The organism is Thioalkalivibrio sp. ALMg11 (genome assembly GCF_000377905.1).
GTDB lineage: Bacteria > Pseudomonadota > Gammaproteobacteria > Ectothiorhodospirales > Ectothiorhodospiraceae > Thioalkalivibrio.
Window position 1 is genome coordinate 253,913 of the sequence record NZ_KB898872.1, and the last position, 21,331, is coordinate 275,243.

22 protein-coding genes are annotated in these 21,331 nt (G+C 68.2%); 8 read left to right on the forward strand and 14 right to left on the reverse strand.

All coding sequences use genetic code 11. The features are described 5' to 3' along the window. Nucleotides 1-163: 163 nt before the first annotated feature. From D578_RS0103865 to D578_RS0103890, 6 genes are all read right to left on the reverse strand, one after another. Nucleotides 164-685 carry a phosphatidylglycerophosphatase A gene (locus D578_RS0103865; RefSeq protein ID WP_018938466.1) on the reverse strand — a complete coding sequence of 174 codons (522 nt, stop codon included), beginning with the start codon at nt 683-685 and terminating at the stop codon, nt 164-166. A 20-nt stretch (nt 686-705) separates the two neighbouring features. After that, nucleotides 706-1,695, reverse strand: coding sequence for a thiamine-phosphate kinase (thiL, locus tag D578_RS0103870; RefSeq protein WP_018948662.1), 990 nt, complete (start codon nt 1,693-1,695; stop codon nt 706-708). Between the two features lie 25 nt (nt 1,696-1,720). Beyond that, the gene (gene nusB, locus D578_RS0103875; RefSeq protein WP_018948663.1) at nt 1,721-2,257 is read right to left on the reverse strand and encodes a transcription antitermination factor NusB; all 537 of its coding nucleotides are present in this window, start codon (nt 2,255-2,257) and stop codon (nt 1,721-1,723) included. 48 nt (nt 2,258-2,305) lie between these two features. Then, nucleotides 2,306-2,785 carry a 6,7-dimethyl-8-ribityllumazine synthase gene (gene ribE / locus D578_RS0103880; RefSeq protein ID WP_018169400.1) on the reverse strand — a complete coding sequence of 160 codons (480 nt, stop codon included), beginning with the start codon at nt 2,783-2,785 and terminating at the stop codon, nt 2,306-2,308. 98 nt (nt 2,786-2,883) lie between these two features. Further along, nucleotides 2,884-3,990 (reverse strand): bifunctional 3,4-dihydroxy-2-butanone-4-phosphate synthase/GTP cyclohydrolase II, encoded by a 1,107-nt coding sequence (ribBA, locus tag D578_RS0103885; RefSeq protein WP_018948664.1) that lies wholly within the window; start codon nt 3,988-3,990, stop codon nt 2,884-2,886. Nucleotides 3,991-4,012: 22 nt separating this feature from the next. Then, nucleotides 4,013-4,696 carry a riboflavin synthase gene (locus D578_RS0103890; protein ID WP_018948665.1) on the reverse strand — a complete coding sequence of 228 codons (684 nt, stop codon included), beginning with the start codon at nt 4,694-4,696 and terminating at the stop codon, nt 4,013-4,015. Between the two features lie 72 nt (nt 4,697-4,768). On the opposite strand from D578_RS0103890, the gene D578_RS15845 reads away from it, so the two are divergent. Next, nucleotides 4,769-4,924: a hypothetical protein gene (locus D578_RS15845; protein ID WP_155996752.1), complete on the forward strand. Its 156-nt coding sequence runs from the start codon at nt 4,769-4,771 to the stop codon at nt 4,922-4,924. Between the two features lie 155 nt (nt 4,925-5,079). On the opposite strand, the gene ribD is transcribed toward D578_RS15845, so the two are convergent. From ribD to D578_RS0103910, 4 genes are all read right to left on the reverse strand, one after another. After that, nucleotides 5,080-6,255, reverse strand: coding sequence for a bifunctional diaminohydroxyphosphoribosylaminopyrimidine deaminase/5-amino-6-(5-phosphoribosylamino)uracil reductase RibD (gene ribD, locus D578_RS0103895; protein WP_018948666.1), 1,176 nt, complete (start codon nt 6,253-6,255; stop codon nt 5,080-5,082). Beyond that, the gene (gene nrdR, locus D578_RS0103900) at nt 6,255-6,836 is read right to left on the reverse strand and encodes a transcriptional regulator NrdR (RefSeq protein ID WP_026289162.1); all 582 of its coding nucleotides are present in this window, start codon (nt 6,834-6,836) and stop codon (nt 6,255-6,257) included. Before nrdR ends, ribD begins: the two co-directional genes overlap by 1 nt. Before the next feature lie 31 nt (nt 6,837-6,867). Further along, on the reverse strand, nt 6,868-8,127 hold the full coding sequence (gene glyA / locus D578_RS0103905; RefSeq protein ID WP_018948668.1) for a serine hydroxymethyltransferase: 1,260 nt from the start codon (nt 8,125-8,127) through the stop codon (nt 6,868-6,870). A gap of 280 nt (nt 8,128-8,407) precedes the next feature. After that, nucleotides 8,408-9,202 carry a transglutaminase family protein gene (locus tag D578_RS0103910; protein WP_018948669.1) on the reverse strand — a complete coding sequence of 265 codons (795 nt, stop codon included), beginning with the start codon at nt 9,200-9,202 and terminating at the stop codon, nt 8,408-8,410. 147 nt (nt 9,203-9,349) lie between these two features. Between D578_RS0103910 and D578_RS0103915 the strand changes: the two genes are divergently transcribed. The 7 genes from D578_RS0103915 to D578_RS0103945 all read left to right on the forward strand — a co-directional run bounded on the left by D578_RS0103915 (nt 9,350) and on the right by D578_RS0103945 (nt 17,622). Then, complete coding sequence (locus D578_RS0103915; protein ID WP_018948670.1) at nt 9,350-10,357, forward strand: TAXI family TRAP transporter solute-binding subunit; 1,008 nt, start codon at nt 9,350-9,352, stop codon at nt 10,355-10,357. Further along, the gene (locus tag D578_RS0103920; RefSeq protein WP_018948671.1) at nt 10,350-13,139 is read left to right on the forward strand and encodes a TRAP transporter permease; all 2,790 of its coding nucleotides are present in this window, start codon (nt 10,350-10,352) and stop codon (nt 13,137-13,139) included. Before D578_RS0103915 ends, D578_RS0103920 begins: the two co-directional genes overlap by 8 nt. 28 nt (nt 13,140-13,167) lie before the next feature. Beyond that, complete coding sequence (locus D578_RS0103925; protein WP_018948672.1) at nt 13,168-13,572, forward strand: DUF302 domain-containing protein; 405 nt, start codon at nt 13,168-13,170, stop codon at nt 13,570-13,572. Nucleotides 13,573-13,594: 22 nt separating this feature from the next. Continuing rightward, complete coding sequence (glcE, locus tag D578_RS0103930; RefSeq protein ID WP_018948673.1) at nt 13,595-14,704, forward strand: glycolate oxidase subunit GlcE; 1,110 nt, start codon at nt 13,595-13,597, stop codon at nt 14,702-14,704. A gap of 4 nt (nt 14,705-14,708) precedes the next feature. Further along, the gene (glcF, locus tag D578_RS0103935; protein WP_018948674.1) at nt 14,709-15,974 is read left to right on the forward strand and encodes a glycolate oxidase subunit GlcF; all 1,266 of its coding nucleotides are present in this window, start codon (nt 14,709-14,711) and stop codon (nt 15,972-15,974) included. A gap of 64 nt (nt 15,975-16,038) precedes the next feature. Then, entirely contained in the window at nt 16,039-17,223 is a 1,185-nt protein-coding gene (locus D578_RS0103940; protein WP_018948675.1) for an alanine--glyoxylate aminotransferase family protein, read from the forward strand. Between the two features lie 69 nt (nt 17,224-17,292). Next, complete coding sequence (locus D578_RS0103945) at nt 17,293-17,622, forward strand: hypothetical protein (protein ID WP_018948676.1); 330 nt, start codon at nt 17,293-17,295, stop codon at nt 17,620-17,622. Nucleotides 17,623-17,884: 262 nt separating this feature from the next. Here D578_RS0103945 and D578_RS0103950 read toward each other — a convergent pair whose 3' ends face one another. Genes D578_RS0103950 through D578_RS0103965 form a run of 4 tightly spaced genes read right to left on the reverse strand, consistent with a single transcriptional unit; the run spans nt 17,885 to nt 21,216 of the window. Next, on the reverse strand, nt 17,885-18,415 hold the full coding sequence (locus D578_RS0103950; protein ID WP_018948677.1) for a phosphatase PAP2 family protein: 531 nt from the start codon (nt 18,413-18,415) through the stop codon (nt 17,885-17,887). Next, nucleotides 18,390-19,631 carry a glycosyltransferase family 1 protein gene (locus D578_RS0103955; RefSeq protein WP_018948678.1) on the reverse strand — a complete coding sequence of 414 codons (1,242 nt, stop codon included), beginning with the start codon at nt 19,629-19,631 and terminating at the stop codon, nt 18,390-18,392. The genes D578_RS0103950 and D578_RS0103955 overlap by 26 nt, the downstream gene beginning before the upstream one ends. A gap of 24 nt (nt 19,632-19,655) precedes the next feature. After that, nucleotides 19,656-20,396 (reverse strand): 1-acyl-sn-glycerol-3-phosphate acyltransferase, encoded by a 741-nt coding sequence (locus tag D578_RS0103960; protein WP_018948679.1) that lies wholly within the window; start codon nt 20,394-20,396, stop codon nt 19,656-19,658. A 4-nt stretch (nt 20,397-20,400) separates the two neighbouring features. Beyond that, on the reverse strand, nt 20,401-21,216 hold the full coding sequence (locus D578_RS0103965; RefSeq protein ID WP_018948680.1) for a GNAT family N-acetyltransferase: 816 nt from the start codon (nt 21,214-21,216) through the stop codon (nt 20,401-20,403). Between the last annotated feature and the right edge of the window lie 115 nt (nt 21,217-21,331).

Genomic DNA, 21,331 nt, shown 5'->3' on the forward strand with positions numbered 1-21,331 from the left:
GGGTTAGGCCGCGCGCGGGCGGTCCGGACGCGGATCGGGACGCGGATCGCCGCGCTGCTGCCAAGCCGTTCACACCCGTTCCCTCATCCGCAAGGACAACACGCGGCAACCACCGGACCCGCGAAGGCGGTCGGATCGTCCCGGATCCGATGGCCCGGAACGGTCAGGCCTCGACCACCAACTGCTGGAACAGCCCGCCCAGGATCACCAGCGCGAAGCCCGCGTACAGCCCCGCCACCACGTCGTCCATCATGATCCCGTGGCCGTCGTGCCACTTTTCATCGAAGTAGTTCGCCGGCCAGGGCTTGAGGATGTCGAACACCCGGAACAGCAGGAAGCCGACGACCACCCACATCAGCCCTGCCGGGGCAAACGCCAGCGTGATCAGCATGCCGGCCCATTCATCCCAGACGATGCCGGGATGATCGTGCACGCCCAGCTTGCGCGCACTTTCGCCACAGATGTGGAAGCCGGCCATCACCACGACCACGGTGATCGCAAGGTAGGCCCACTCCGGGAAATTCATGATCGCGAAGTACAGCACCAGTGCACCCAGCGAGCCGGTGGTACCCGGTGCCCAGCGCGACAGGCCACTGCCGAAGCCGAACGCCAACAGGTGAATGGGATCGCCGAACACGGTCTTCACCGATGGCATCTTCGGATTACGGATCTTCTGCTCCGGCATGGCTCCCCTGTCCCTATTCTTTATTCTGTGTTCGCGAAATGATCGTGGCCCGCCCGCGCCACGTCCAACCGTTGCCCGTTTGCGTCCTCCACCACCACACCCGCACCCTCGGTGCACTCACCGATCACGGTCAGCGGGACGTCCACGCTGAACGCGAGCAGGTCCAGCGACTCCCCCGGCGGGAGGGCGAACAGCAGCTCGTAGTCCTCGCCACCGCCCAGTGCGCAGGCGCGAGCCTGCTGCTCGGACACCTCCGCCAGCAGCGGGTCGCGCGGGACGCTGGGCCAGTCGACTCGCGCGCCGCAACCCGAGGCGGCACACAGATGGCCCAGGTCCGCCAGCAGGCCGTCAGAGATATCGATGGCGGCCCGTGCGCGGTTGCGCAGACCACGGCCCAGACTCAGACGCGCCGCGGGCCAGAACAGCCGGGCGCAGGCGGGGCTCGAGGCGTCTACGGGGCCCCCCTCTGCACGCCGCTGCGTCTCGTGGGCCAACCCGCAGGCCGCTCCGCCCAGCGCACCGGAAACCACCAGGCGATCGCCAGGCCGGGCACCTTCGCGGCGCAGCGCCTGGCCGGCGGGCACCTCGCCCAGGACCGTCACGCTGATCGCCAGCGGACCCCGGTTGGTATCCCCGCCCACCAGCGGGATCCCGACCTCCTCGGCCAGCGCCAGAAAGCCGTGGCTGAAGCCCGCCAGCCAGTCATGATCCACACGCGGCAGGGTCAGCGACAGCACCGCGCCCAACGGCTCGGCCCCCATCGCGGCCAGGTCACTGAGATTGGAGGCCAGGGCCTTGTGGCCGGCGCTTGCCGGCGGGTGATCAGGAAAGAAGTGGGTGCCCTCGACCAGGGTATCAACGGTGACGACCAATTCGTGGCCGCTACGCACGGCCAGCAGGGCGGCATCGTCTCCGATACCCAGACGAACGCCTTCCGCCATCCCGGCGGCCCGCACCGGAGCCCCGAAGTAGCGTTGAATCAGGTCGAATTCGGAATCGGGGCCGGCCATGGCCGTGGTGCTGACCCGCCCGGGGTCAGCGCGGGGCGGAACGCTCGGGGCCGCGCAGGTCGGCGGAGAGCCGGTCCAGCACGCCGTTGATGTAGCGATGCGACTGCTCGGCGCCATAGCGCTTGGCCAGGTCGACGGCCTCGTTGATCACCACGCGGTAGGGCACCTCCATGCGTTCAGCCAACTCCCATTGGCCCAGCCACAGCAGGGCGTGCTCAATGGGATCGAGCTGATCCAGCGGACGGCCGAGGTAGGGCTCCATGCGGGCATCCAGGGCCTCGCGGTCGCCGGTCACGCCCATCAGGAGTTCGCGGAAGTACTCCGCATCCGCCTTGGCGTGTTCCTCGTCGTCACGGAATTCGGCCAGGATATCCTTCGGGTGGGCGGCCGTGATCTGCCAGGAATAAAGCGCCTGCATCGCGCGGCGGCGCGCGAAGGAGCGCGCATGCCGCGCCCGCTGCTCGGGCGTGCTGCGCGGGCGCCGGGCCCGGGAGGACTTGCCGGCATCGGCATCCTTGCGCGGGGCACCACCTTCGGGGCGGGGATCGGAGGGTTCAGTCACGGCAGACCTGTTCGGATGGACGGATAGCACTGGGTAAACGTTGCGGCATCAGCCGCGCAGCTGGCGCATCAGGCTGACCATCTCGATCGCGCCCATGGCGGCATCGGCGCCCTTGTTGCCGGCCTTGGTGCCGGCGCGCTCGATCGCCTGCTCGATGGAGTCCGTGGTCAGCACGCCGAAGCTGATCGGCAGGTCCTCGGCCATCTGCACCTGGGCCAGTCCCTTGGCCGCCTCACCAGCGACATAATCGAAATGCGGGGTGGAACCACGAATCACGCAGCCCAGGGCGATCACACCGTCGTACTGCCCGGAACGCGCCATGGCCTGCGCCGCCAGCGGCAGTTCATAGGCACCCGGAACACGGGCGATCGTCAGGTTCGTCTCCTGCACCCCATGGCGCTTCAGGGTATCCACGGCCCCTTCCAGCAGGCGTTCGACGATCAGGCTGTTGAAGCGTGCCAGCAGCAGGCCATAGCGATGGTCGGCGGCGTCGGTGAATACGCCTTCCAGGGTCTTGATCTCGGACATGATGAGCTTCCGGTTGGGCAGATGACGGACCTGTCGGTCCAGTAAGTCGATCGGGCTAGGGAGCCGCTAGTGTAGCACCGCGGCTCCCGCCGTCGGGGCTACTCGTGGACGTAGTCCACGACCTCCAGGCCAAAGCCACCGAGGCCATGGAAGCGTTTCGGAGCGGACATCAGCTGCATGCGCCCGACGCCGCAGTCGGCGAGGATCTGCGCGCCGATCCCGTACATGCGCCATTCGGCGGAGTTTTCGCGCCCGCTGCGTTCCTCCGGCGCGGGCTGACCGATGTTCTCCAGGCGCTGGGCCAGGGCGTCGGCACTCTCGTGTTTGCGCAGCACCACCACCACGCCCGCACCCGCCTCGTCGATCCGGCGCAGGGCGTCGTCCAGCGGCCAGCCACGATCCGGGCCGGCATAGCCGAGGGTGTCGCACAGGGTGCTCTCCAGATGCACGCGCACCAGGGTGTCCTGGTCCGGCTTCGGCTCGCCGCGCACCAGGGCAAAATGCAGTTCGTGGTCCACTTCGTCTTCGAAGGCCAGCAGGCGGAACTCGCCATGCTCGGTCGGGAACGGACGCTCGGAGACCCGCCGGACGGTCTTCTCGTTCTCGATGCGGTAGCGGATCAGGTCCTCGATGGTGCCCATCTTCAGGTCGTGCTCGGCACAGAAGCGCTCGAGGTCCGAACGCCGCGCCATGCTGCCGTCCTCGTTCAGGATCTCGACGATCACTGCGGCCGGCTCGGCCCCGGCCAGGCGCGCCAGGTCACAACCCGCCTCGGTATGCCCGGCGCGCACAATCACCCCGCCCGGCTGGGCCATCAGCGGGAACACGTGGCCCGGCTGGACGATGTCCTCGGGCGTCGCGTTGGGCGCCACGGCGGTGCGGATGGTGTGCGCGCGATCGTAGGCGGAAATGCCGGTGGTCACGCCCTCGGCCGCCTCGATAGACAGCGTGAAGTTGGTGCCGTGCACGTCATTGGTGTCGGTCACCATCAGCGGCAGGGCCAGCTGCTTGCAGCGCTCGCGGGTCAACGTCAGACAGATCAGGCCACGGCCGTACTTGGCCATGAAGTTGATGTCCTCGGGGCGCGCGTGCGAGGCGAGCATCAACAGATCGCCCTCGTTCTCGCGGTCCTCGTCGTCGACGATGACCACCATGCGGCCGGCCTCAAGTTCTTCCAGGATGGTTTCGGTATTGGAAAATTCCATAGATTCCTGCTTTCGGCCGCGCTCAGTCACGCGTGCCGGAGTGATTGGGAAAACCCTGTTCGGCCAGCCAGGCCTCGGACAGATCGCCCGCCTGCCCGCCCGGCTCGGCCGCGCGATCGCCCAGCATCAGGCGTTCCAGATAGCGAGCGATCAGGTCCACCTCCAGGTTGACCGGCGTGCCCACTGCATACACGGCAAACCGGGTCAGTGACCAGGTGTGCGGGATGATGTTCACCTCGAATTCGGCACCGTCCACCCGGTTCACCGTCAGGCTGGTACCGTCGATGGTGATCGAGCCCTTGGCCGCGATGTAGCGGGCCAGCGCCCCCGGCGCGCGAAAACGTACGCGGGTGGAGCGCGCATCCGGCTCCATCGCCACCACCTCGCCCACGCCGTCGACATGGCCGGATACCATGTGCCCGCCCAGGCGATCGCCCAGCGCCAGCGCGCGTTCGAGATTCACCCGATCCCCCGGGCCGAGATGGCCCAGCGTGGTTACATCCAGCGACTCGCGCGAGACATCGGCGGCAAAGCCATTGCCCGGCAGATCGGTCACCGTCAGGCAGACCCCGTTGACCGCGATGGAATCCCCCAGGCGGGTATCCGCCAGATCCATCCCGGTCGCATTTACGTGCAAGCGCACATCGCCACCGCTGGGGGTGAGGCGCTCCAGGCTGCCAAGGGTCTCGATGATTCCGGTAAACATGGATGTCCACTCGTTCGGTCGGGTCCGGAGCACAACGCCGGGCCACAGGCGCCCCATCATAGGGAAACGCTAATGAATTCGCACCACGACCCGGGCTTTTATGGTGGCAACGCCTGTCCTGGCCACCCCTTTATTGGCAACCACGAAGCGCACGAAGACGCGAAGCAGGTCAAAGGCGATCACAGAAAGGCTGGAAAACCGGAAGGCTTTTGGAATGAAGATGAATAGTGGGCCCTACGCTTTTTATCCGGCGCCGTGGCGTTGGCCCCCCCGCGCCTCGAGCCCCATCATCCATCCCGTCTTCGCGTCTTCCGGTTGATCGTTCTGGACCCTGGCCTGTCCCTTCTTCGTGTCTTCGTACGCTTCGTGGTGCAAACCAGCCCTTACGAACGCGGACGGGCGCGCAGGCGCAGGGTCTCGCCGACCCAGCGGGTGTCGACGACTTCGAGTTCGGCGCGTTCCGCCATGCGGGCCAGTGGCCACTCCACCAGGGGACGGGCGCTGGAGCCCATCAGCAACGGGGCCTGGTAGATCAGCCACTCGTCGACCCAGCCGCCGCGGGCGAGCGCGCCGGCCAGGCCGGGGCCGGATTCCACGTGGAGCTCGTTGATCTCCGCGCGTCCCAGCTCCGCCAGCACCGCACCGAGATCAAGCCCGCCCTCGGCAGATTCCTCCGCCAGCGGTACCGCCCTCACCTCGGCGCCCTTGCCGCGCAAGGCATCCGCCGCGGGCGAGTCCACCACATCGGGACTGGTGAGGATCCAGACCGACCCGTCGTGCAAGATCTGCGAGCCCGGGGGCGTGCGCAGTCGCGCATCGAGGATGATGCGCAGTGGCTGCCGGGTGGGTAAGTCGTGATAACGCGGGTGATCCGGGAAGCCGGCATGGGCGGCCAGGTCGAACGGCTTCATGCGCACATTCAGGCGCGGGTCATCGCCGACCACGGTGCCACTGCCGGTCACGATCGCCCCGGCCCGCGCCCGCCACAGTTGCACGTCGCGCCGCGCCGCCTCGCCGGTAATCCACTGCGACTCGCCGGAGGCCATGGCCGTCCGCCCGTCCAGGCTCGCCGCCAGCTTGACTCGCACCCAGGGGCGCCCCTGCTCCATGCGCTGCACGAAGCCGGGGTTCAAGGCCCGTGCCTCAGCCTCCAGCCCGCCGCTGTCGACCCGGATACCAGCGGCCTGCAAGGCGTCGATCCCGCCCCCGCAGACCTGCGGATTCGGATCCAGCATCGCGATCACGACTCGCGCTACTCCAGCCCGGATCAACGCGTCGGTACAGGGCGGGGTGAGACCGTGATGCCTGCAGGGCTCCAGGGTGACGTAGGCGGTCGCGCCTTGCGCGGCCTCGCCGGCCGCCTGCAACGCGTTCACCTCGGCATGCGGCTCGCCGGCCTTCCAGTGCAGGCCCGCGCCTACCTCCCGGCCGTCGCGCACGATGACGCAGCCCACCCGCGGATTCGGATCCGCGGTGAAGCGGCCGTAGTCCGCCAATGCCAGGGCGCGCGCCATGTGCCGGCGGTCGGCAATCACCTGCTCGGTCGTCGGCGCTTCCATTACGTCCCCTCCTGCGAGCCGCCGTCCGTCTCCGGGGTGGCCCGCCCATCCGCCGCGGATTCCGGGGCGATTCCGGTCGCCTCCTCGTCGATCAGGCGCATCTGCGAACGGCGCATCTCCGGGCTGAGGTCATCCTCCAGCCGTTCGATCGCCTCACGGAAGGACTGCACACTGGCGAAGCTGAGATAGATCGAGGCAAAACGGATATAGGCCACATGGTCGAGCCCGTGCAAGGCCGCCAGCACCATTTCGCCGATGCGGTCGGACTTTACCTCGGGGGCCGTGACGGCCGAGAGCTGGCGCTTGATGTCGTCGATCACACGCTCGACATCATCGGTCTTCACCGGGCGCTTGTGCAGTGCCCGGCGCAGACCGCTACGCAGCTTTTCCTCGTCGAAGGCGACCCGTTCTCCGGAGCGCTTGACCACCCGCGGCAGGCTGAACTCCGCCCGCTCGAAGGTGGTAAAGCGCGCACCACAGGCGCGGCACTGTCGCCGGCGCCGGATCTGTTCCTGCTCCGGGCCGGCCACCCGCGAATCGACCACGCGGGTGTCCTGATCATGACAGGACGGACAGCGCATCCCGGGCCGTCAGCCGGCCAACTGGCGGTGCTTATTCGCCGTGGCCGTACACCGGGAAGCGACGGCAGATCTCGAGGACCTTCTCGCGGGTCGCGTCGATCACCTGCTCGTTCTCGTGATCATCCAGCACGTCGGCGATCCAGCCAGCCAACTCGCGGGACTCGGACTCGGTGAAGCCGCGAGTGGTCAGCGCGGCGGTGCCAATGCGGATGCCGGAGGTCACGAACGGGGACTGCGGATCGTTCGGCACGGCATTCTTGTTGACGGTGATATTGGCACGGCCCAGCGCGGCGTCCGCGGCCTTGCCGGTCATGCCCTTGGCGACCAGGCTCAGCAGGAACAGATGGTTGTCGGTACCGCCGGAGACGATGTCGAAGCCACGCTTGACCAGCACCTCGGCCATCGCACGGGCGTTGGCGATCACCTGCTTCTGGTAGGTCTTGAATTCCGGCTCCAGGGCCTCCTTGAACGCCACCGCCTTGCCGGCAATCACGTGCATCAGCGGGCCACCCTGGGTGCCCGGGAAGATCAGCGACTGGAACTTCTTGTTCAGTTCCGGCTGCCCCTTGGAGATAATGAAGCCGCCACGCGGCCCGCGCAGGGACTTGTGCGTGGTGGAGGTGACCACATGGGCGTGGTCGATCGGGTTGGGGTACTCGCCGACGGCGATCAGGCCGGAGACGTGGGCCATGTCGACCATCAGGTAGGCACCCACGGAATCGGCGATCTCGCGGAAGCGCTTCCAGTCGACCACGCGCGAATAAGCGGAGAAGCCGGCGACAATCATCTTCGGCTGGTTCTCGGTGGCCAGACGCTGAACCTCGTCGTAGTCGATCAGGCCTTCGTCGGTGATGCCGTACTGCACGGCGTTGTAGATCTTGCCGGAGAAGTTCGGCTTGGCGCCGTGGGTCAGGTGGCCACCGGCATCCAGGCTCATGCCCAGGACGGTGTCATGCGGCTGCAGCAGGGCCATGTACACCGCGGCGTTGGCCTGCGAGCCGGAATGCGGCTGCACGTTGGCGTAGTCGGCACCGTAGAGCTGCTTGAGGCGATCGATCGCCAGCTGCTCGACCACGTCGACGTGCTCGCAACCGCCGTAGTAGCGCTTGCCCGGGTAGCCCTCGGCGTACTTGTTGGTCAGCACCGAGCCCTGCGCTTCCATCACGCGCGGGCTGGTGTAGTTTTCCGACGCAATCAGTTCGATGTGCTCTTCCTGACGCTGCGACTCGTCGCGGATGGCATTCCAGAGGTCGTCGTCGTAGCCGTGGATACTCATGTCGATCGAAAACATTCGGGTCTCCCGTTCAAAGCTTTGGATTCAGCGGATTTCGGCGCGCCAGCTGCTTGGGGCACTGCCGCAAAAAGGCCGCTTATCATACGTCATCCGGCCCCTCTTTTCAGGCCGGGGCTCCCCCGACGCGGCCGCAACGGACCCCCGAGCCCCCTTCCCGAACCGGCGTTTCGCAAGCCCGATCAGGCACTTTAACGCCCGGCCGCACCCCGGGGAGACAGGCGGCACAAACCCCTTTCCGTCCCCCGGAAACCGGGCCCCGTGCGCATGCTCGAACGCCTCAGTCGGGCCCTTCGATTCGACGCACAGCCACGTCGTGGCGGGTCGGGTAAACCGGCAGGCCGAACTGGTTATAGACCGCCACGTCGGCCGCATCGCGGCCATAGCCGACCACCACGTAGCCACCGCGCAACTCGGCCTGGGTCGCATCGAAGGTGTACCAGCGCCCGCCGACAAAGGCCTCGAACCAGGCATGCATGTCCATCGGCTGCAGGCCGTGCAGGTACCCGACCACCATGCGCGCCGGGATGCTGAGGCTGCGGCAAAGCGCGATCCCCAGGTGCGCCAGATCGCGACACACCCCGCTCCCGCGCTGGTTCACCTCCGCGGCCGAGATCGGGATGTCGCTGCTGCCCGGAAGAAACGCGATGCGCTCGCGCAGCCACTGCTCGATGGCCGCCACCTGGTCATAGCCCAGCCGCTGGCCCGCAGTGATCTCGGTCGCCATGAGGTTGAAGCGATCCGATTCGCAGAACCGGCTGGGCAGGAGATAGCTCAGCACGGCATCCGGCAGGGACTGCACTTCGACAAACGGCGCGCCCGGGGCCCGGTCCAGGGCCTCTACGGTCTGCACCTCCGCCGCGGTGTGGATGGAGAATGTGCCCGGCGGCGCGATCAGGCGCTGGCAGAGGTTGCCGTAGATGTCGACAAACTCGGACACCGGCGCCGTCGGCACCAGGCGATATTCCTCGCGCGCGACCCATTGCAGCGGGCCGCTCCGCGGTCGCAGCATCAGTACAAACGGCGTGGGTTCGACGATCTCGAACTCGAAGTCACAACGGGTCTCGAGCCACATGAGCGGGGCCTCTTGGGGTGAACCTCCTACACTACGCCCTGCCCGACGGCGAGGCCACACGCAGCCGGCCCTGGCAGCCGGCTGCGACCGTGTACATTGGCCCGCGATTCCCTACACTCCCGAAATCGCCTGTTCCCCGGAGCCCGTATGCGAGGACGACCCGACCACCGCACCGCGAGACGCCGCACCCGGCACCTTACCGGCGGACTGCTGGCCCTCGGCCTGTTGCTGCTCGCGCCACTGGCCGGGGCGGAGCAGCGTTTCATCAACATCGGCACCGGCGGTGTTACCGGCGTGTACTACCCGGCTGGACAGCATCTGTGCCGTCTATTCAACACCCGCCGCGACGAACACGGGATGCGCTGCACGGCCGAAAGCACGGGCGGCTCGGTCTTCAACCTGAACATGGTGCGCTCGGGCGACATGGATTTCGGCGTGGCCCAGTCGGATCTCCAGTATCACGCCTATCATGGCAGCGGCCGCTTCGAGGCCTTCGGGCCCGCCGACCACTTGCGCGCGATGTTCAGCCTGCACCCGGAACCGCTGACCCTGGTGGTCCGCCCGGACGCGGACATCGCGGGCCTGGACGACTTGCCGGACAAGCGCGTGAACATCGGCAACCCCGGCTCCGGCCAGCGCACCCTGATGGAACAGCTGATGGACACGCTCGGCTGGGACCACAACACCTTCCGCCGGGTCAGCGAACTGCCCTCGCGCGAACAGGCCCAGGCCCTGTGCGACAACCGCATTGATGCCTTCGTGTTCTCGGTGGGACACCCCTCCGCGGCGATCCAGGAGCCGATCGCCACCTGCGATGCCCGACTGGTCTCGCTGGAGGGCCCGGCCATCGACGAACTAATCCGCTCGACCCCCTACTATCTGACGGCCGTGATCCCCGCGGACACCTACCCGGGGCAGGACCAGGACATCCACACCTACGGAGTGGGCGCCACCCTGGTCACCTCCAACCGCACCTCGAACAACGCCGCCTACGAGCTGACCCGCGCGGTGTTCGAGAACTTCGAGACCTTCCGCGGCCTGCACCCGGCCTTCAGTGGCCTCGAACGCGAGGGCATGGTGGACGAGGGCCTGTCCGCACCCCTCCACCCCGGTGCCCGACGCTACTTCCGTGAAGCGGGGCTGATCGATGACTGATAGCCGAACGCAAAGCCCGGAGACTTCCGCCCCCGCTGACGCCTCCATCGGGGAGCTGGAAACCGGCGGACGCCATCCCGGCCGCGCCACCCGCAGCCTGATCTGGCTCACGGCCGTGGCCTGGTCGCTGTTCCAGATCTGGATCGCATCGCCGATCGCCGACTGGGTGGACGTCTTCGTGGTCTCCGAGACCGAGGCCCGCTCGATCCACCTGGCGTTCGCCATCTTCCTCGGCTACCTGCTGTTCCCGGCGGTCCGCGCCACCGCCCGCGGCAAAGGCTGGCAACACGCCATCGGCATCCTCTATGCCCTGGGCGGGCTGGCCCTGATCGCGCTGGGGCTGTGGCAGTTGCTCGGCCTGGAACGCCTGGGCGAGGTCTACCTGGCGCTCGGCATCGCCCTGGTGGTGGTCGCCTGGCCACTCCTGCGCGGAAACGACCCCGTGCATCGCGTGCCCCTTGGCGACTGGGTGTTCGCCGTGGTCGCGGCCTTCAGCGCCCTGTATCTGTACCTGTTCCACGAGGCGCTGGCGACACGCCCCGGCGCGCCCACCGAGGTGGACCTGATCATGGCCGGGATCGGGCTGATCCTGCTGCTGGAGGCCACCCGCCGGGTGCTCGGCCCGGCGCTGACCATCATCGCCGCGATCTTCCTGTTCTATACCTTTGCCGGGCCGCTGATGCCGGACCTGATCGCCCATCGGGGCGCCAGCTACCCGCGCGCGATGGCCCAGCAGTGGTTGTCCAACGAGGGTGTATTCGGCATCGCGCTGGGCGTCTCCACCAGCTTCGTCTTCCTGTTCGTACTGTTCGGTGCATTGCTGGAGCGCGCCGGGGCCGGCGACTACTTCATCCGCGTCGCCTTCGCCCTGCTCGGGCACCTGCGCGGCGGCCCGGCCAAGGCGGCGGTGCTGGCCTCCGGGATGACCGGCGTGGTCTCCGGCTCGTCGATCGCCAACGTGGTCACCACCGGCACCTTCACCGTACCGCTGATGAAGCGGGTCGGCTTTGCCCCGCACAAGGCCGGCGCGGTAGAGGTCGCCAGTTCGGTGAATGGCCAGCTGATGCCGCCGGTGATGGGCGCCGCCGCGTTCCTGATGGTCGAGTACGTCGGCATCCCTTATGTCGAGGTGCTCAAGCACGCGATCCTGCCGGCGCTGATCGCCTATATCGCACTGATCTACATCGTCCACCTGGAAGCCTGCAAGAACGGCATGGAGGGCCTCAAGCGCGCCACCGGCACCACCTGGCGCGGACGCCTGATCAGCTTCGGCCTGACCGTGGCCAGTCTGATCATCCTCGCCGGCGCGGTGTACTGGGGACTGGGCTGGATCAAGACTATCGCCGGGGATGCCGCCGCGTGGATCATCGCCGCGCTGCTACTGGCGAGCTATCTGGTGCTGGTCTGGGTCGTCGCCCGCGAACCGGACCCCGAGCCCCTGGATACCGAGCGCCCCCTGCCGCGCGTCGCCCCCACGGTATTGAGCGGCCTGCACTACCTCCTGCCACTGGTGGTACTGGTCTGGGCGTTGGTGGTCGAGCGCCTGTCGCCGGGGCTGTCGGCGTTCTGGGCGGTGGCCTTCATGATCTTCATCGTGCTGACCCAGCGCCCGCTGGTCGCGCTGTACCGGCGCCAGGGGCGGCTCGCCCAGGCCGCCTGGGTCGGAGTCTGGGAGCTGTTCCAGGGCTTCGAGACCGGCGCGCGCAACATGATCGGCATCGGCCTGGCCACTGCCGCGGCCGGGATCATCGTCGGCACGGTGGCGATGACCGGCGTCGGGCTGGTGCTGACCGACCTGGTCGATACCCTGTCCGGCGGCAATCTGCTGCTGGTGCTGGTGTTGACCGCGGTCATCAGCCTGGTCCTCGGCCTGGGCCTGCCGACCACCGCGAACTACATTGTCGTGGCGACCCTGATGGCGCCGATCATCGTCGACCTGGGGGCCCAGCACGACATCCTGATCCCGCTGATCGCGGCCCACCTGTTCGTGTTCTATTTCGGCATCATGGCCGACGTGACGCCGCCAGTGGGCCTGGCCTCGTTCGCCGGCGCGGCGATCGCCCGGGCCGACCCGATCCGCACCGGTATCCAGGCCTTCGTCTACAGCCTGCGCACCATCGCGTTGCCGTTCTTCTTCATCTTCAACAGCCAGCTACTGCTGATCGGGGTGGACAGCGTGTTCCAGCTGGCGCTGGTGTTCCTCGGCTCGCTGGCCGGCATCCTCGCGTTTACTGCGGCCACTCAAGGCTGGTTCCTCACCCGCAGCCGCTACTGGGAATCCGCCGCGCTGCTGGTGGTCGCCTTCGTACTGCTAGTGCCCACGGTGTTGATGGATCGCATCGCTGCGCCCTATCAGCAGCAGCCGGCGGAAACCCTGCTCGAGGTCGTCGAGACCATCCCGGACCGCGATTCGCTGCGCCTGGAGGCCACCGGCATCGACCTGGAGGGCCGCGAGATCACCCGTACGGTGATGTTCCCGCTGGGCGATCCCGAGCTGGCCCCGCGCGAGCGCCTGGCCGACGCCGGGCTGGACGTGCGCTTCGACCCGGACGACCAGAAGGCACAAATCCAGACGGTCGCTTTCGGCAGCCCCGCCGGCCGAGTAGGGTTGGAGGGCGGTTGGTCGATCACCGGCGTACTGGTGCCGACCGACCGTCCCAGCCCGTACTGGTTCTACCTGCCGGCCCTGGCGCTGGGTCTGCTGGTAGTCTGGAATCAGCGCCGACGCGCGGAACCGCCGGGGCGCGGTCCTTCCACCGACGCACCCGCGCTTTCGGCGTAACCACGAACCGCAACCGGAGTACACCGCAATGGAACAACCCAACTACGGCTTCAATGTCATCGTGAAAGGCGACATCGAGAGCGTGATCGAGCGCACCACGGCTGCCCTCGGCGAGGAGGGCTTCGGCATCCTCAGCGATATCGACGTCGCCGCGGCCTTCAAGAAGAAACTGGACCTGGAGCATCGCCCCTACCGCATCCTCGGCGCCTGCAATCCGAAGCTTGCACGGCAAGCCGTCGAGGCCGACCCCAACATCGGCCTGCTGCTGCCCTGCAACGTGCTGGTGCAGGACAACGAGAACGGCACCTGCACGGTCGGCTTCATGGACCCGGTCGCGGTCATGGGTCTGGTCGACAAACCCGGCGTCGAAGAACTGGCCGGCGAGGTGCGCCATCGCCTGGAGCGCGTACGCCTGACCCTCGAGACCGGCTAGCCCCCGGCTTCGAGAACACACCATGGATACCGGAACCGACCAGTCCGCTGGACTGGCCGAGCGCATCCGCACGGCCGTCGCAGCCGGGCACCGCCTGGCGATCGCAGGCGGCGGGAGTCAGCGCGCGCGTGCCTTCCCCACGGGCTTCGAACCGGATGTCCAGCCACTGGAGGCCAGCGGCCATTACGGCATCGTCAACCTCGCGCCCAGCGAGCTGGTGGTGACCGTGCGCGCCGGCACGCCGGTGATGGAACTGCAGGCCGCGCTGGAAGAGGTCGGCATGATGCTGCCCTTCGAACCCGCCATGCCCACCCCCTCGAGCACGGTGGGCGGCATGGTTGCCCTGGGCCTGTCCGGTGCGCGCCGACCCTGGGCCGCGAGCCTGCGCGACGCCGTGCTCGGCACGCGCATCGTCAACGGCCGCGGGGAGATCCTGCGCTTCGGCGGCGAAGTGATGAAGAACGTCGCGGGCTTCGATATCTCGCGGCTGATGGCCGGCAGCCTCGGCAGCCTCGGCCTGCTGCTGGAGGTCAGCTTCAAGCTACTGCCCGCCCCCGCCTACCAGGCTTGGCTGCGCCAGGAGAGCTCCGCTGCGGCCTTCATCGAGCAGGCGCGCGACTGGGGCCGTACGGCCCTGCCTTTCTCGGGGCTGGCCTGGGCCGACGGTATCGGCCACATCCGCCTGGGCGGGGGCCAGGAAGCCGTGCAGGAGGCCGCCGAGCGCCTGGGCGCGGAACCGGACATCGACGGCCCTGCCTTCTGGGCGCAACTGCGCGACCGGCACCTGCCCTTCCTCACCCGACCAATGACCCGTGGCGAGCGCCTGTGGCGTCTGAGCCTGCCGCCCGCCACCCCGCCGCTGGATCTGCCCGGCGAATGGCTGATCAACTGGGGCGGCGGCGAGCGCTGGCTGCGGTCCACGGCAACCCCGGACGCAGTGCGCGCGGCCACCGAGCAAGCGGGCGGACACGCCCGCCTGTGGTCCGGCGATCCGGCCGGGGCGCCCTGGCTGCACCCCCGCCCCCCGGCCCACGCGCGACTGGAGGGCCAGGTCCGCGCCGCCCTGGACCCTGACGGCGTGTTCTTCGCCCCGCTGATCACCCCTCATCCACGCACCGCGCCGGCGAGCTGAGGCCATGGAAACCCGCCTGCACCCCCGCTTCGAGAACGACCCGGCGGCGCGCATCGCCGAGGATGCCCTGCGCGCCTGCGTGCACTGCGGCTTCTGCAACGCGACCTGCCCCACCTATCAGGAGCAGGGCGACGAGCTGGACGGCCCGCGCGGCCGCATCTACCAGATCAAGCAGGTCCTGGAGAGCGGCGAGGCGAACACCACCACGCGCACCCACCTCGACCGCTGCCTGACCTGCCTCAACTGCATGACCACCTGCCCCTCCGGCGTCGACTACAACCACCTGGTCGCCTTTGGCCGGGAGGTCATCGAGGAAGACCTCCAGCGCGGCTGGCGCGACCGGCTGCTGCGCGGCCTGCTGGTCCGCGTGCTGCCGGCGCGCTGGCCGTTCCGGGCGGCCCTGGGGCTGGGCCGCCTGGCCCGCCCGCTGCTGCCCGCCACCCTGAAACGCCGCGTGCCCGCACGCCACGGTGCCCGGCCCGGCGCAACCAGCATTGGCGCGTCGACACCGGCAGGCTTTCCCCACGCACGCGTCCTGCTGCTCGGCGGCTGCGTGCACGATGCGATCGACGCCCGCATCAACGCCGCACTCCGGGGGCTGCTGGGGCGCCTTGGCATCGAGGTGATCGAGGCAGGAGAGGCCCGCTGCTGCGGCGCGGTCGAACACCACCTGGCGTTCGCAGAGCGCACCCGCGAGCGGGCCCGGGCCAATCTGGATGCCTGGGAGCCGATTCTCGCGGACGGGGTGGACGCCGTCGTCAGCACCGCCAGCGGCTGCGGCGTCATGCTGCGCGACTACGCGCACATCCTGGCCGACGACCCGACGTATGCCACACGCGCCGCCAGCTTCACGGCGCAGGTCCGCGACCCGGTCGAGCTGTTCGATATCCAGACCATCCGCAGCCTCGGCATTCGGGCGCCGGCAGATCACCCGCCCGTAGCCTGGCACGCCCCCTGCACCCTGCAGCATGGCCAGGGCCTGGCCGGCCGCGTGGAACCGCTGTTGCAGGCCGCCGGCTTCCACCTGCTACCGGTCGCCGAGCCGCATCTGTGCTGCGGCTCGGCCGGCACCTATTCCATTCTGCAGCCGTCGATGGCGGGCCGACTGCGCCAACGCAAGCTCGACAACCTCGAGGCCGCCAGCCCCGCGCGCATCGTGACCGCCAACATCGGCTGCCAGACCCACCTGCAGTCCGGGACCGACACGCCGGTCGAGCACTGGCTCACACTGCTCGAACGCCACAGCGGCGCAACTCCCGCCGGTGCGTAGGGGCGCTTGCCCGCGCCCGGACGGCAATCTAGATTCCCCCTTTCTCAATACGGTAGACGCATTCATGCAGGCACAATCCTTTCTCCCCCCGCAGCGCACCCTGATGGGCCCCGGCCCCTCCGATGTGAACCCGCGCGTGCTCGCCGCAATGAGCCGGCCGATCATCGGCCACCTGGACCCGGTGTTCGTCGGCATGATGGAGGAGATGAAGGGCCTGCTGCAGTACGCCTTTCAGACCAGCAACGCCCTGACCCTGCCGGTCTCCGCCCCCGGCTCCGCCGGCATGGAGACCTGCTTCGTGAACCTGGTCGAGCCGGGCGACAAGGTGATCGTCTGCATCAACGGCGTGTTCGGCACCCGCATGAAGGAGAACGTCGAGCGCTGCGGCGGGACCGCCGTCGTGGTCGAGGACGACTGGGGCAACCCGGTCTCGCCCGAGAAGGTCGAGGACGCATTGAAGGGCAACCCGGACGCGAAGATCCTGGCCTTCGTGCATGCCGAGACCTCCACTGGCGCACGCTCGGATGTCGAGACGCTGTGCCGCCTGGCCCGCGAACACGACTGCCTGAGCATCGTCGACTCGGTGACCGGCCTGGCCGGCAGCCCGCTGTACGTGGACGACTGGGGCGTGGACGCCATCTACTCCGGCTCGCAGAAGTGCCTGTCCTGCACCCCGGGCCTGTCCCCGGTCTCCTTCAGCGAACGCGCGGTGGAACGCATTCAGGCGCGCAGCCACAAGGTGCAGAGCTGGTTCCTCGACCTGAATCTGGTCATGGGCTACTGGGGCGGCGGCGGCAAGCGCGCCTACCACCACACCGCACCGATCAACGCCCTGTATGCCCTGCATGAATCCCTGGTGATCCTGGCCGAAGAGGGCCTGGAGAACAGCTGGTCGCGCCACGATCGTCACCACGATGCCCTGCGCGCCGGGCTCGAGGCCATGGGCCTGAGCTTCCTGGTCGACGCCGAGCATCGCCTGCCGCAGCTGAACACCATCCACGTGCCAGAAGGCGTGGACGAGGCCGCGGTGCGCGGCGAACTGCTGAACCGCTACGGCCTGGAAATCGGCGCGGGCCTCGGCCCGTACGCCGGCAAGGTCTGGCGCATCGGCCTGATGGGCCATGGCGCGAACGAGAAGAACGTGCTGCTGTGCCTGTCCGCGCTGGAGGCCGTGCTCGCCGACAGGGGCGCGGTCACCCCCGGCCGGGCGCTGTCCGCCGCCCGCGCCACCTACGCGCCGCAAGGCTGAACCATTACCGGCCGCCGTCATCGCCAGCGGGCGATGACGGCGCTTCGAGACCCAACGGAGACCTACCCCATGACGCTAAGTCAACTGCTGCAGTATCTGGATGAACACATGGACGGCGTGTTCCTGGACGGCGACCCCGCCGCGTCGCTGGAAAAGGCGCGCAGCGGCGAACACCGCAACCCCATCGCGGCCGAGGTCCTGGTGGCCCTGATGGACGGCGCCGGTGCCGACAGCCCGGACGCCACCATGGAACGTGGCGAGGCGGTCAAGTCCATCGGCCCGACGCGCCTGAAGTACATGGGCGACGACGCCCCGGTCGAAGGCTTCCGCCTGGTGGAAAAGACCATCGTCACCATCGACGCCGCCTACAACGAGGAAGCCCTCGCCCTGCGCGGCTGACCTTTCAGCCCCGGCAGGGCCGGGCATCCCGGGAACCGCCAGGACCCCCAAGAGGGGCTATGCGGCGCTCTCACAGTCATCCCGGAAGCCGCCCAGCGGTTATCCGGGATCTCCCGGAAAGGCCTGAAATTTCCCCCGTCATCCCGGCCGGAGCGAAGCGGAGAGCCGGGATCTCCAGGGACGACCCGAGCGTCTCAACGAGATCCCGGATAACCGCTACGCGGTTTCCGGGATGACGAGATGGGTAACGCAGGTTCGAGTGTCAGAGCAGGCTGACCAGCCCAAGAAGGGTCGCAGCCACCGTTGCGCCAATCAGGGCCCCCATCGCAACATCACTCGGATAGTGCAGGGCCAGCACCAGCCGCGAGGCGGCCACCAGCACTGCGAACGGCACGACCACCCACGCCCACATCGGGAACCAGGCCACCAGGATTACGGTGAAGCCGACCGCGTGCATGGTATGGCCCGAGGGGAAGCTGAACTCGTCCAGCGGGTCGACCGTGCGCGCGAACGGCCGATCACGATGGCAGGGGCGGCGCCGGCTGGTGCGCCGCTTCAGCCACTTGTAAAGCGGCAGCGAGGCCAGCCCCACTACCGCCATCTGCACACTGACCCAGGCCGCCTGCGGCCCATGGATCAGTGGCAGGGCAAGCATCAGCGCATACCAGATGGCCCCATCGCCCAGGCGGCTGATCCAGCCGAAGAACCCGCTGACGGCGCGACGGCGATTGTAGTGATTGAACCGCTGGCAGACCGCCAGCTCGAACTCATCCATCCAGTGCAGGACTCGCATCGCGCGCCTCTCCTAGCAGTTCCAGACAAACCGTTTCGAACTCGGCGACCACCTCGACCCAGTCGAGGCCACGGGCGCGCGCCCGGGCGTGGTGCCCCATTTCGCTCCATCCCTCCGGGCCCTGCGCGAGTTCCAACGCAGCCGTGACAAAGGCGGCAGCATCCACCGTTACGTCTCCGGTACAGGGCACGCGCGCGCCGCTCACGCCGCTGATCAGGTGTTCGTGAGCCGCCGCGGTATCGAAGGCCAGTACCGGGAGGCCGCTGGCCATGGCCTCGATCACCACGTTGCCAAAGGTCTCGGAGGTGGACGGGAACAGGAATAGATCGGCGCTGGCGTAGTGCTGGGCCAGGGCCTGACCCACCTGCTGTCCGGTGAAGATCAGGTCTGGATGCGCCCGCTCCAGCCCCACGCGCGACGGTCCGTCCCCCACCAGCACCAGGCGGGCCTCGGGCAGGCGCTCCTGCATCGCGCGGAAGGCCTCGACCACCAGACCCAGATTCTTCTCTGGCGCCAGGCGGCCGACGTACAGGACCACCGGCCCCATCGAACCGCCCCCCCATTGCCGCCGCAGACGCGAGGATCGCCGCGCGGGAGTAAAGTGCCGGGTATCCACGCCTCGCGCCATCACTCGCACGCGCTCGAAACCATGGGCCTCGAGGCTTGTGGTCAGCACCTGCGTGGGGGCCAGGGTGACGTCGCAGCGATTGTGGAAACGGCGCAGGACGGCCCGCACCAGCGGCGTCAGCCAGCCCACGCCGTAGTAGCGGGCATAGCCATCGAAATGGGTGTGAAAACCCGAGGCAACGGGGATCCCGAGGCACCGCGCCGCACGCAGGGCCGAATGGCCAAGCGGGCCTTCGGTCGCGATATACACCGCGTCGGGCCGGTGTTCGGTCCACAGCGCCGTCAGGCGCCGGCGGGCCGGAAGGCCCATACGCAGCCCGCTGTAGCCCGCCAGCGGCAGCCCGGCGAGTAGCCGGTCCTCCGTTGAGCCGTCCATCTCTATCGGATCGATCACGACGCCCTTCGATTCGCCCGGCTGGCGCGGGCGCAGCACCTGAATACGATGTCCGCGGCTGCGCATCCCCTCGACCAGGCGGGCGAGCGTGTGGGCGACGCCATTGACCTCCGGTGGCCAGGTCTCGGTCACCAGGGCAAGGTTCAGGAAAGTGCGGGAGGGGCGGCGGGGTTCCGTGTGTAGCGGCGACGACATGCTGAATCCCTCCCCCGCCCGCCGCTACGAGGCGCGGGCGGTTGCCCGCCCCGAAGGCGGGTCGACCGGCAGCCCAAGCACGCCGACGATGGCGCTGCGGGCGCCGTCGGCCAGACTGCGTCGATCCTGGTCGGCGGATTCCAGCGGTTCCAGGAGGTGCAGGTCCACGTGCGTCTCGCGCCGGCACAACAGCTGCCAGACGTTCGCGATCAGGCGATCGTCTTCCGCGTAGGACACCGGCACCGGTCCGTTCGGCATACCTTCGTAGGCCAGCGCCACCGGCTGTACCGGGTGCTGGGTCCCCGCCACGGCCGCGAACAGCCGCGGGTGAAACCGGCGCACGAACTCGCCACGGCTGGTCGTGCCTTCCGGGAACACCACGAATTGTCGGCCCTCGTCGAGGCCGGCCTGCATCGCCTCGAAGTGGGCAGACGCCTGACTGGCGCCGCGGTCGATGAAGCGGGTGTCATGCTGGCGTCCGAGCCAGCCGAAGACCGGCCAGCGCGCTATCTCAGCCTTGGAGAGGAAACAGGTGTCCACCGCTGCGCCAATCAGGGGGATATCCAGCCAGGAGACATGATTGGCCACCACCAAAGACGGGCGCTCAGGCTCGTCACCATGGATCTTGAAGCGAACCCCCACGATCCACAGCGCACGGTCGTACCAGGCGCGGCGCATGCGGCTGCGTTCCTCGAAGGCCGCCCCCCGACGGGCCAGCCGCCAGGTCAGCCAAACTCCCGTTAGCATGTGCAGCATGATGCGCATCAGCCTACCCAGTGCCCGCAATGTTCCAGTCATGTTCCGTTCCTCGGCTTGCGGACGCCGTGGCGCCCATGAAGTGCCGATGGTAACGGTCCGGCATGGCGCGCACATCCAGCAGGACGAGCACGTCGGCCACATTGAAGTCGGGATCGAAACAGGCCTCGCCACAGACCCGGGCACCCAGCCGCAGGTAGGCCTTCAGCAGCGGCGGCATGCCAGTTCGGCTGGGCGTGCCATGCCAGATGGTCAGAGAATTGGGCAGCGGCCGGCGCGGCGTCACCCGCAGACGTGACGGAGCACGGTGGAACAGGCGAAGCCAGGCCAGCTGCGCCGGCGTGTGTTCGCTCAGTGGCAGACTCGCACAACCCATCAGGTATTCGTAGCGATGGGCATTCATGAACCGGGCCAGACCGGTCCACAGCGCGTTGATCGCGGCGCCCTGACGATGATCTGCGTGCACGCAGGTGCGGCCGATCTCCAGAGTCTTCCCCGGGAGGTTCATCAATGGGCCCAGTTCGAATTCGGACAGCGAGTAGAAGCCGCCGGCCGTGCTGGCGCTCTCCTCGGTCAGGATGCGCGTGCAGGCAACCACCGCACCGGAGCGCCGTTCGCGCACCAGCAGGTGATGACAGAAGGGATCCAGGGGGTCCCGGTCCAGACCTGACCCGGTATCCGGAAGCGCGGCCCCCATCTCGCCAGCGAATACCTCCTGGCGCAGGCGCTGGGCCGCCTCGAGATCCGACGGGCTGGACGCGAGGTGGACACGGTAGGCAGTTTCGCTCGGCGCGATCGGTGCGGGCGGGGACAGCTGCGGTGCGCTCATGGTGGCGACCTCCGGTTGAACTGTCCCGGAGACTACGCCGCGTGGTTGACCGCTCCGTGTAGGAACGATGACGGTCGGATGAACCCTTCGTCGAAACAGCGCCCGGAAACGACAC

What these genes read in the sequence shown, in the direction of transcription:
- D578_RS0103920 (WP_018948671.1), top strand. Translation starts at nt 10,350, where the DNA reads ATGACTGATAGCCGAACGCAAAGCCCGGAGACTTCCGCCCCCGCTGAC.
- ribD (WP_018948666.1), bottom strand. Translation starts at nt 6,255, where the DNA reads ATGGAAGCGCCGACGACCGAGCAGGTGATTGCCGACCGCCGGCACATG.
- nrdR (WP_026289162.1), bottom strand. Translation starts at nt 6,836, where the DNA reads ATGCGCTGTCCGTCCTGTCATGATCAGGACACCCGCGTGGTCGATTCG.
- D578_RS0103865 (WP_018938466.1), bottom strand. Translation starts at nt 685, where the DNA reads ATGCCGGAGCAGAAGATCCGTAATCCGAAGATGCCATCGGTGAAGACC.
- D578_RS0103955 (WP_018948678.1), bottom strand. Translation starts at nt 19,631, where the DNA reads ATGTCGTCGCCGCTACACACGGAACCCCGCCGCCCCTCCCGCACTTTC.
- D578_RS0103950 (WP_018948677.1), bottom strand. Translation starts at nt 18,415, where the DNA reads ATGCGAGTCCTGCACTGGATGGATGAGTTCGAGCTGGCGGTCTGCCAG.
- D578_RS0103940 (WP_018948675.1), top strand. Translation starts at nt 16,039, where the DNA reads ATGCAGGCACAATCCTTTCTCCCCCCGCAGCGCACCCTGATGGGCCCC.
- D578_RS0103925 (WP_018948672.1), top strand. Translation starts at nt 13,168, where the DNA reads ATGGAACAACCCAACTACGGCTTCAATGTCATCGTGAAAGGCGACATC.
- D578_RS0103965 (WP_018948680.1), bottom strand. Translation starts at nt 21,216, where the DNA reads ATGAGCGCACCGCAGCTGTCCCCGCCCGCACCGATCGCGCCGAGCGAA.
- D578_RS0103910 (WP_018948669.1), bottom strand. Translation starts at nt 9,202, where the DNA reads ATGTGGCTCGAGACCCGTTGTGACTTCGAGTTCGAGATCGTCGAACCC.
- ribE (WP_018169400.1), bottom strand. Translation starts at nt 2,785, where the DNA reads ATGTCCGAGATCAAGACCCTGGAAGGCGTATTCACCGACGCCGCCGAC.
- D578_RS0103945 (WP_018948676.1), top strand. Translation starts at nt 17,293, where the DNA reads ATGACGCTAAGTCAACTGCTGCAGTATCTGGATGAACACATGGACGGC.
- D578_RS0103890 (WP_018948665.1), bottom strand. Translation starts at nt 4,696, where the DNA reads ATGTTTACCGGAATCATCGAGACCCTTGGCAGCCTGGAGCGCCTCACC.
- thiL (WP_018948662.1), bottom strand. Translation starts at nt 1,695, where the DNA reads ATGGCCGGCCCCGATTCCGAATTCGACCTGATTCAACGCTACTTCGGG.
- D578_RS0103915 (WP_018948670.1), top strand. Translation starts at nt 9,350, where the DNA reads ATGCGAGGACGACCCGACCACCGCACCGCGAGACGCCGCACCCGGCAC.
- glcE (WP_018948673.1), top strand. Translation starts at nt 13,595, where the DNA reads ATGGATACCGGAACCGACCAGTCCGCTGGACTGGCCGAGCGCATCCGC.
- D578_RS15845 (WP_155996752.1), top strand. Translation starts at nt 4,769, where the DNA reads ATGAATTCGCACCACGACCCGGGCTTTTATGGTGGCAACGCCTGTCCT.
- glcF (WP_018948674.1), top strand. Translation starts at nt 14,709, where the DNA reads ATGGAAACCCGCCTGCACCCCCGCTTCGAGAACGACCCGGCGGCGCGC.
- glyA (WP_018948668.1), bottom strand. Translation starts at nt 8,127, where the DNA reads ATGTTTTCGATCGACATGAGTATCCACGGCTACGACGACGACCTCTGG.
- D578_RS0103960 (WP_018948679.1), bottom strand. Translation starts at nt 20,396, where the DNA reads ATGCGCATCATGCTGCACATGCTAACGGGAGTTTGGCTGACCTGGCGG.
- ribBA (WP_018948664.1), bottom strand. Translation starts at nt 3,990, where the DNA reads ATGGAATTTTCCAATACCGAAACCATCCTGGAAGAACTTGAGGCCGGC.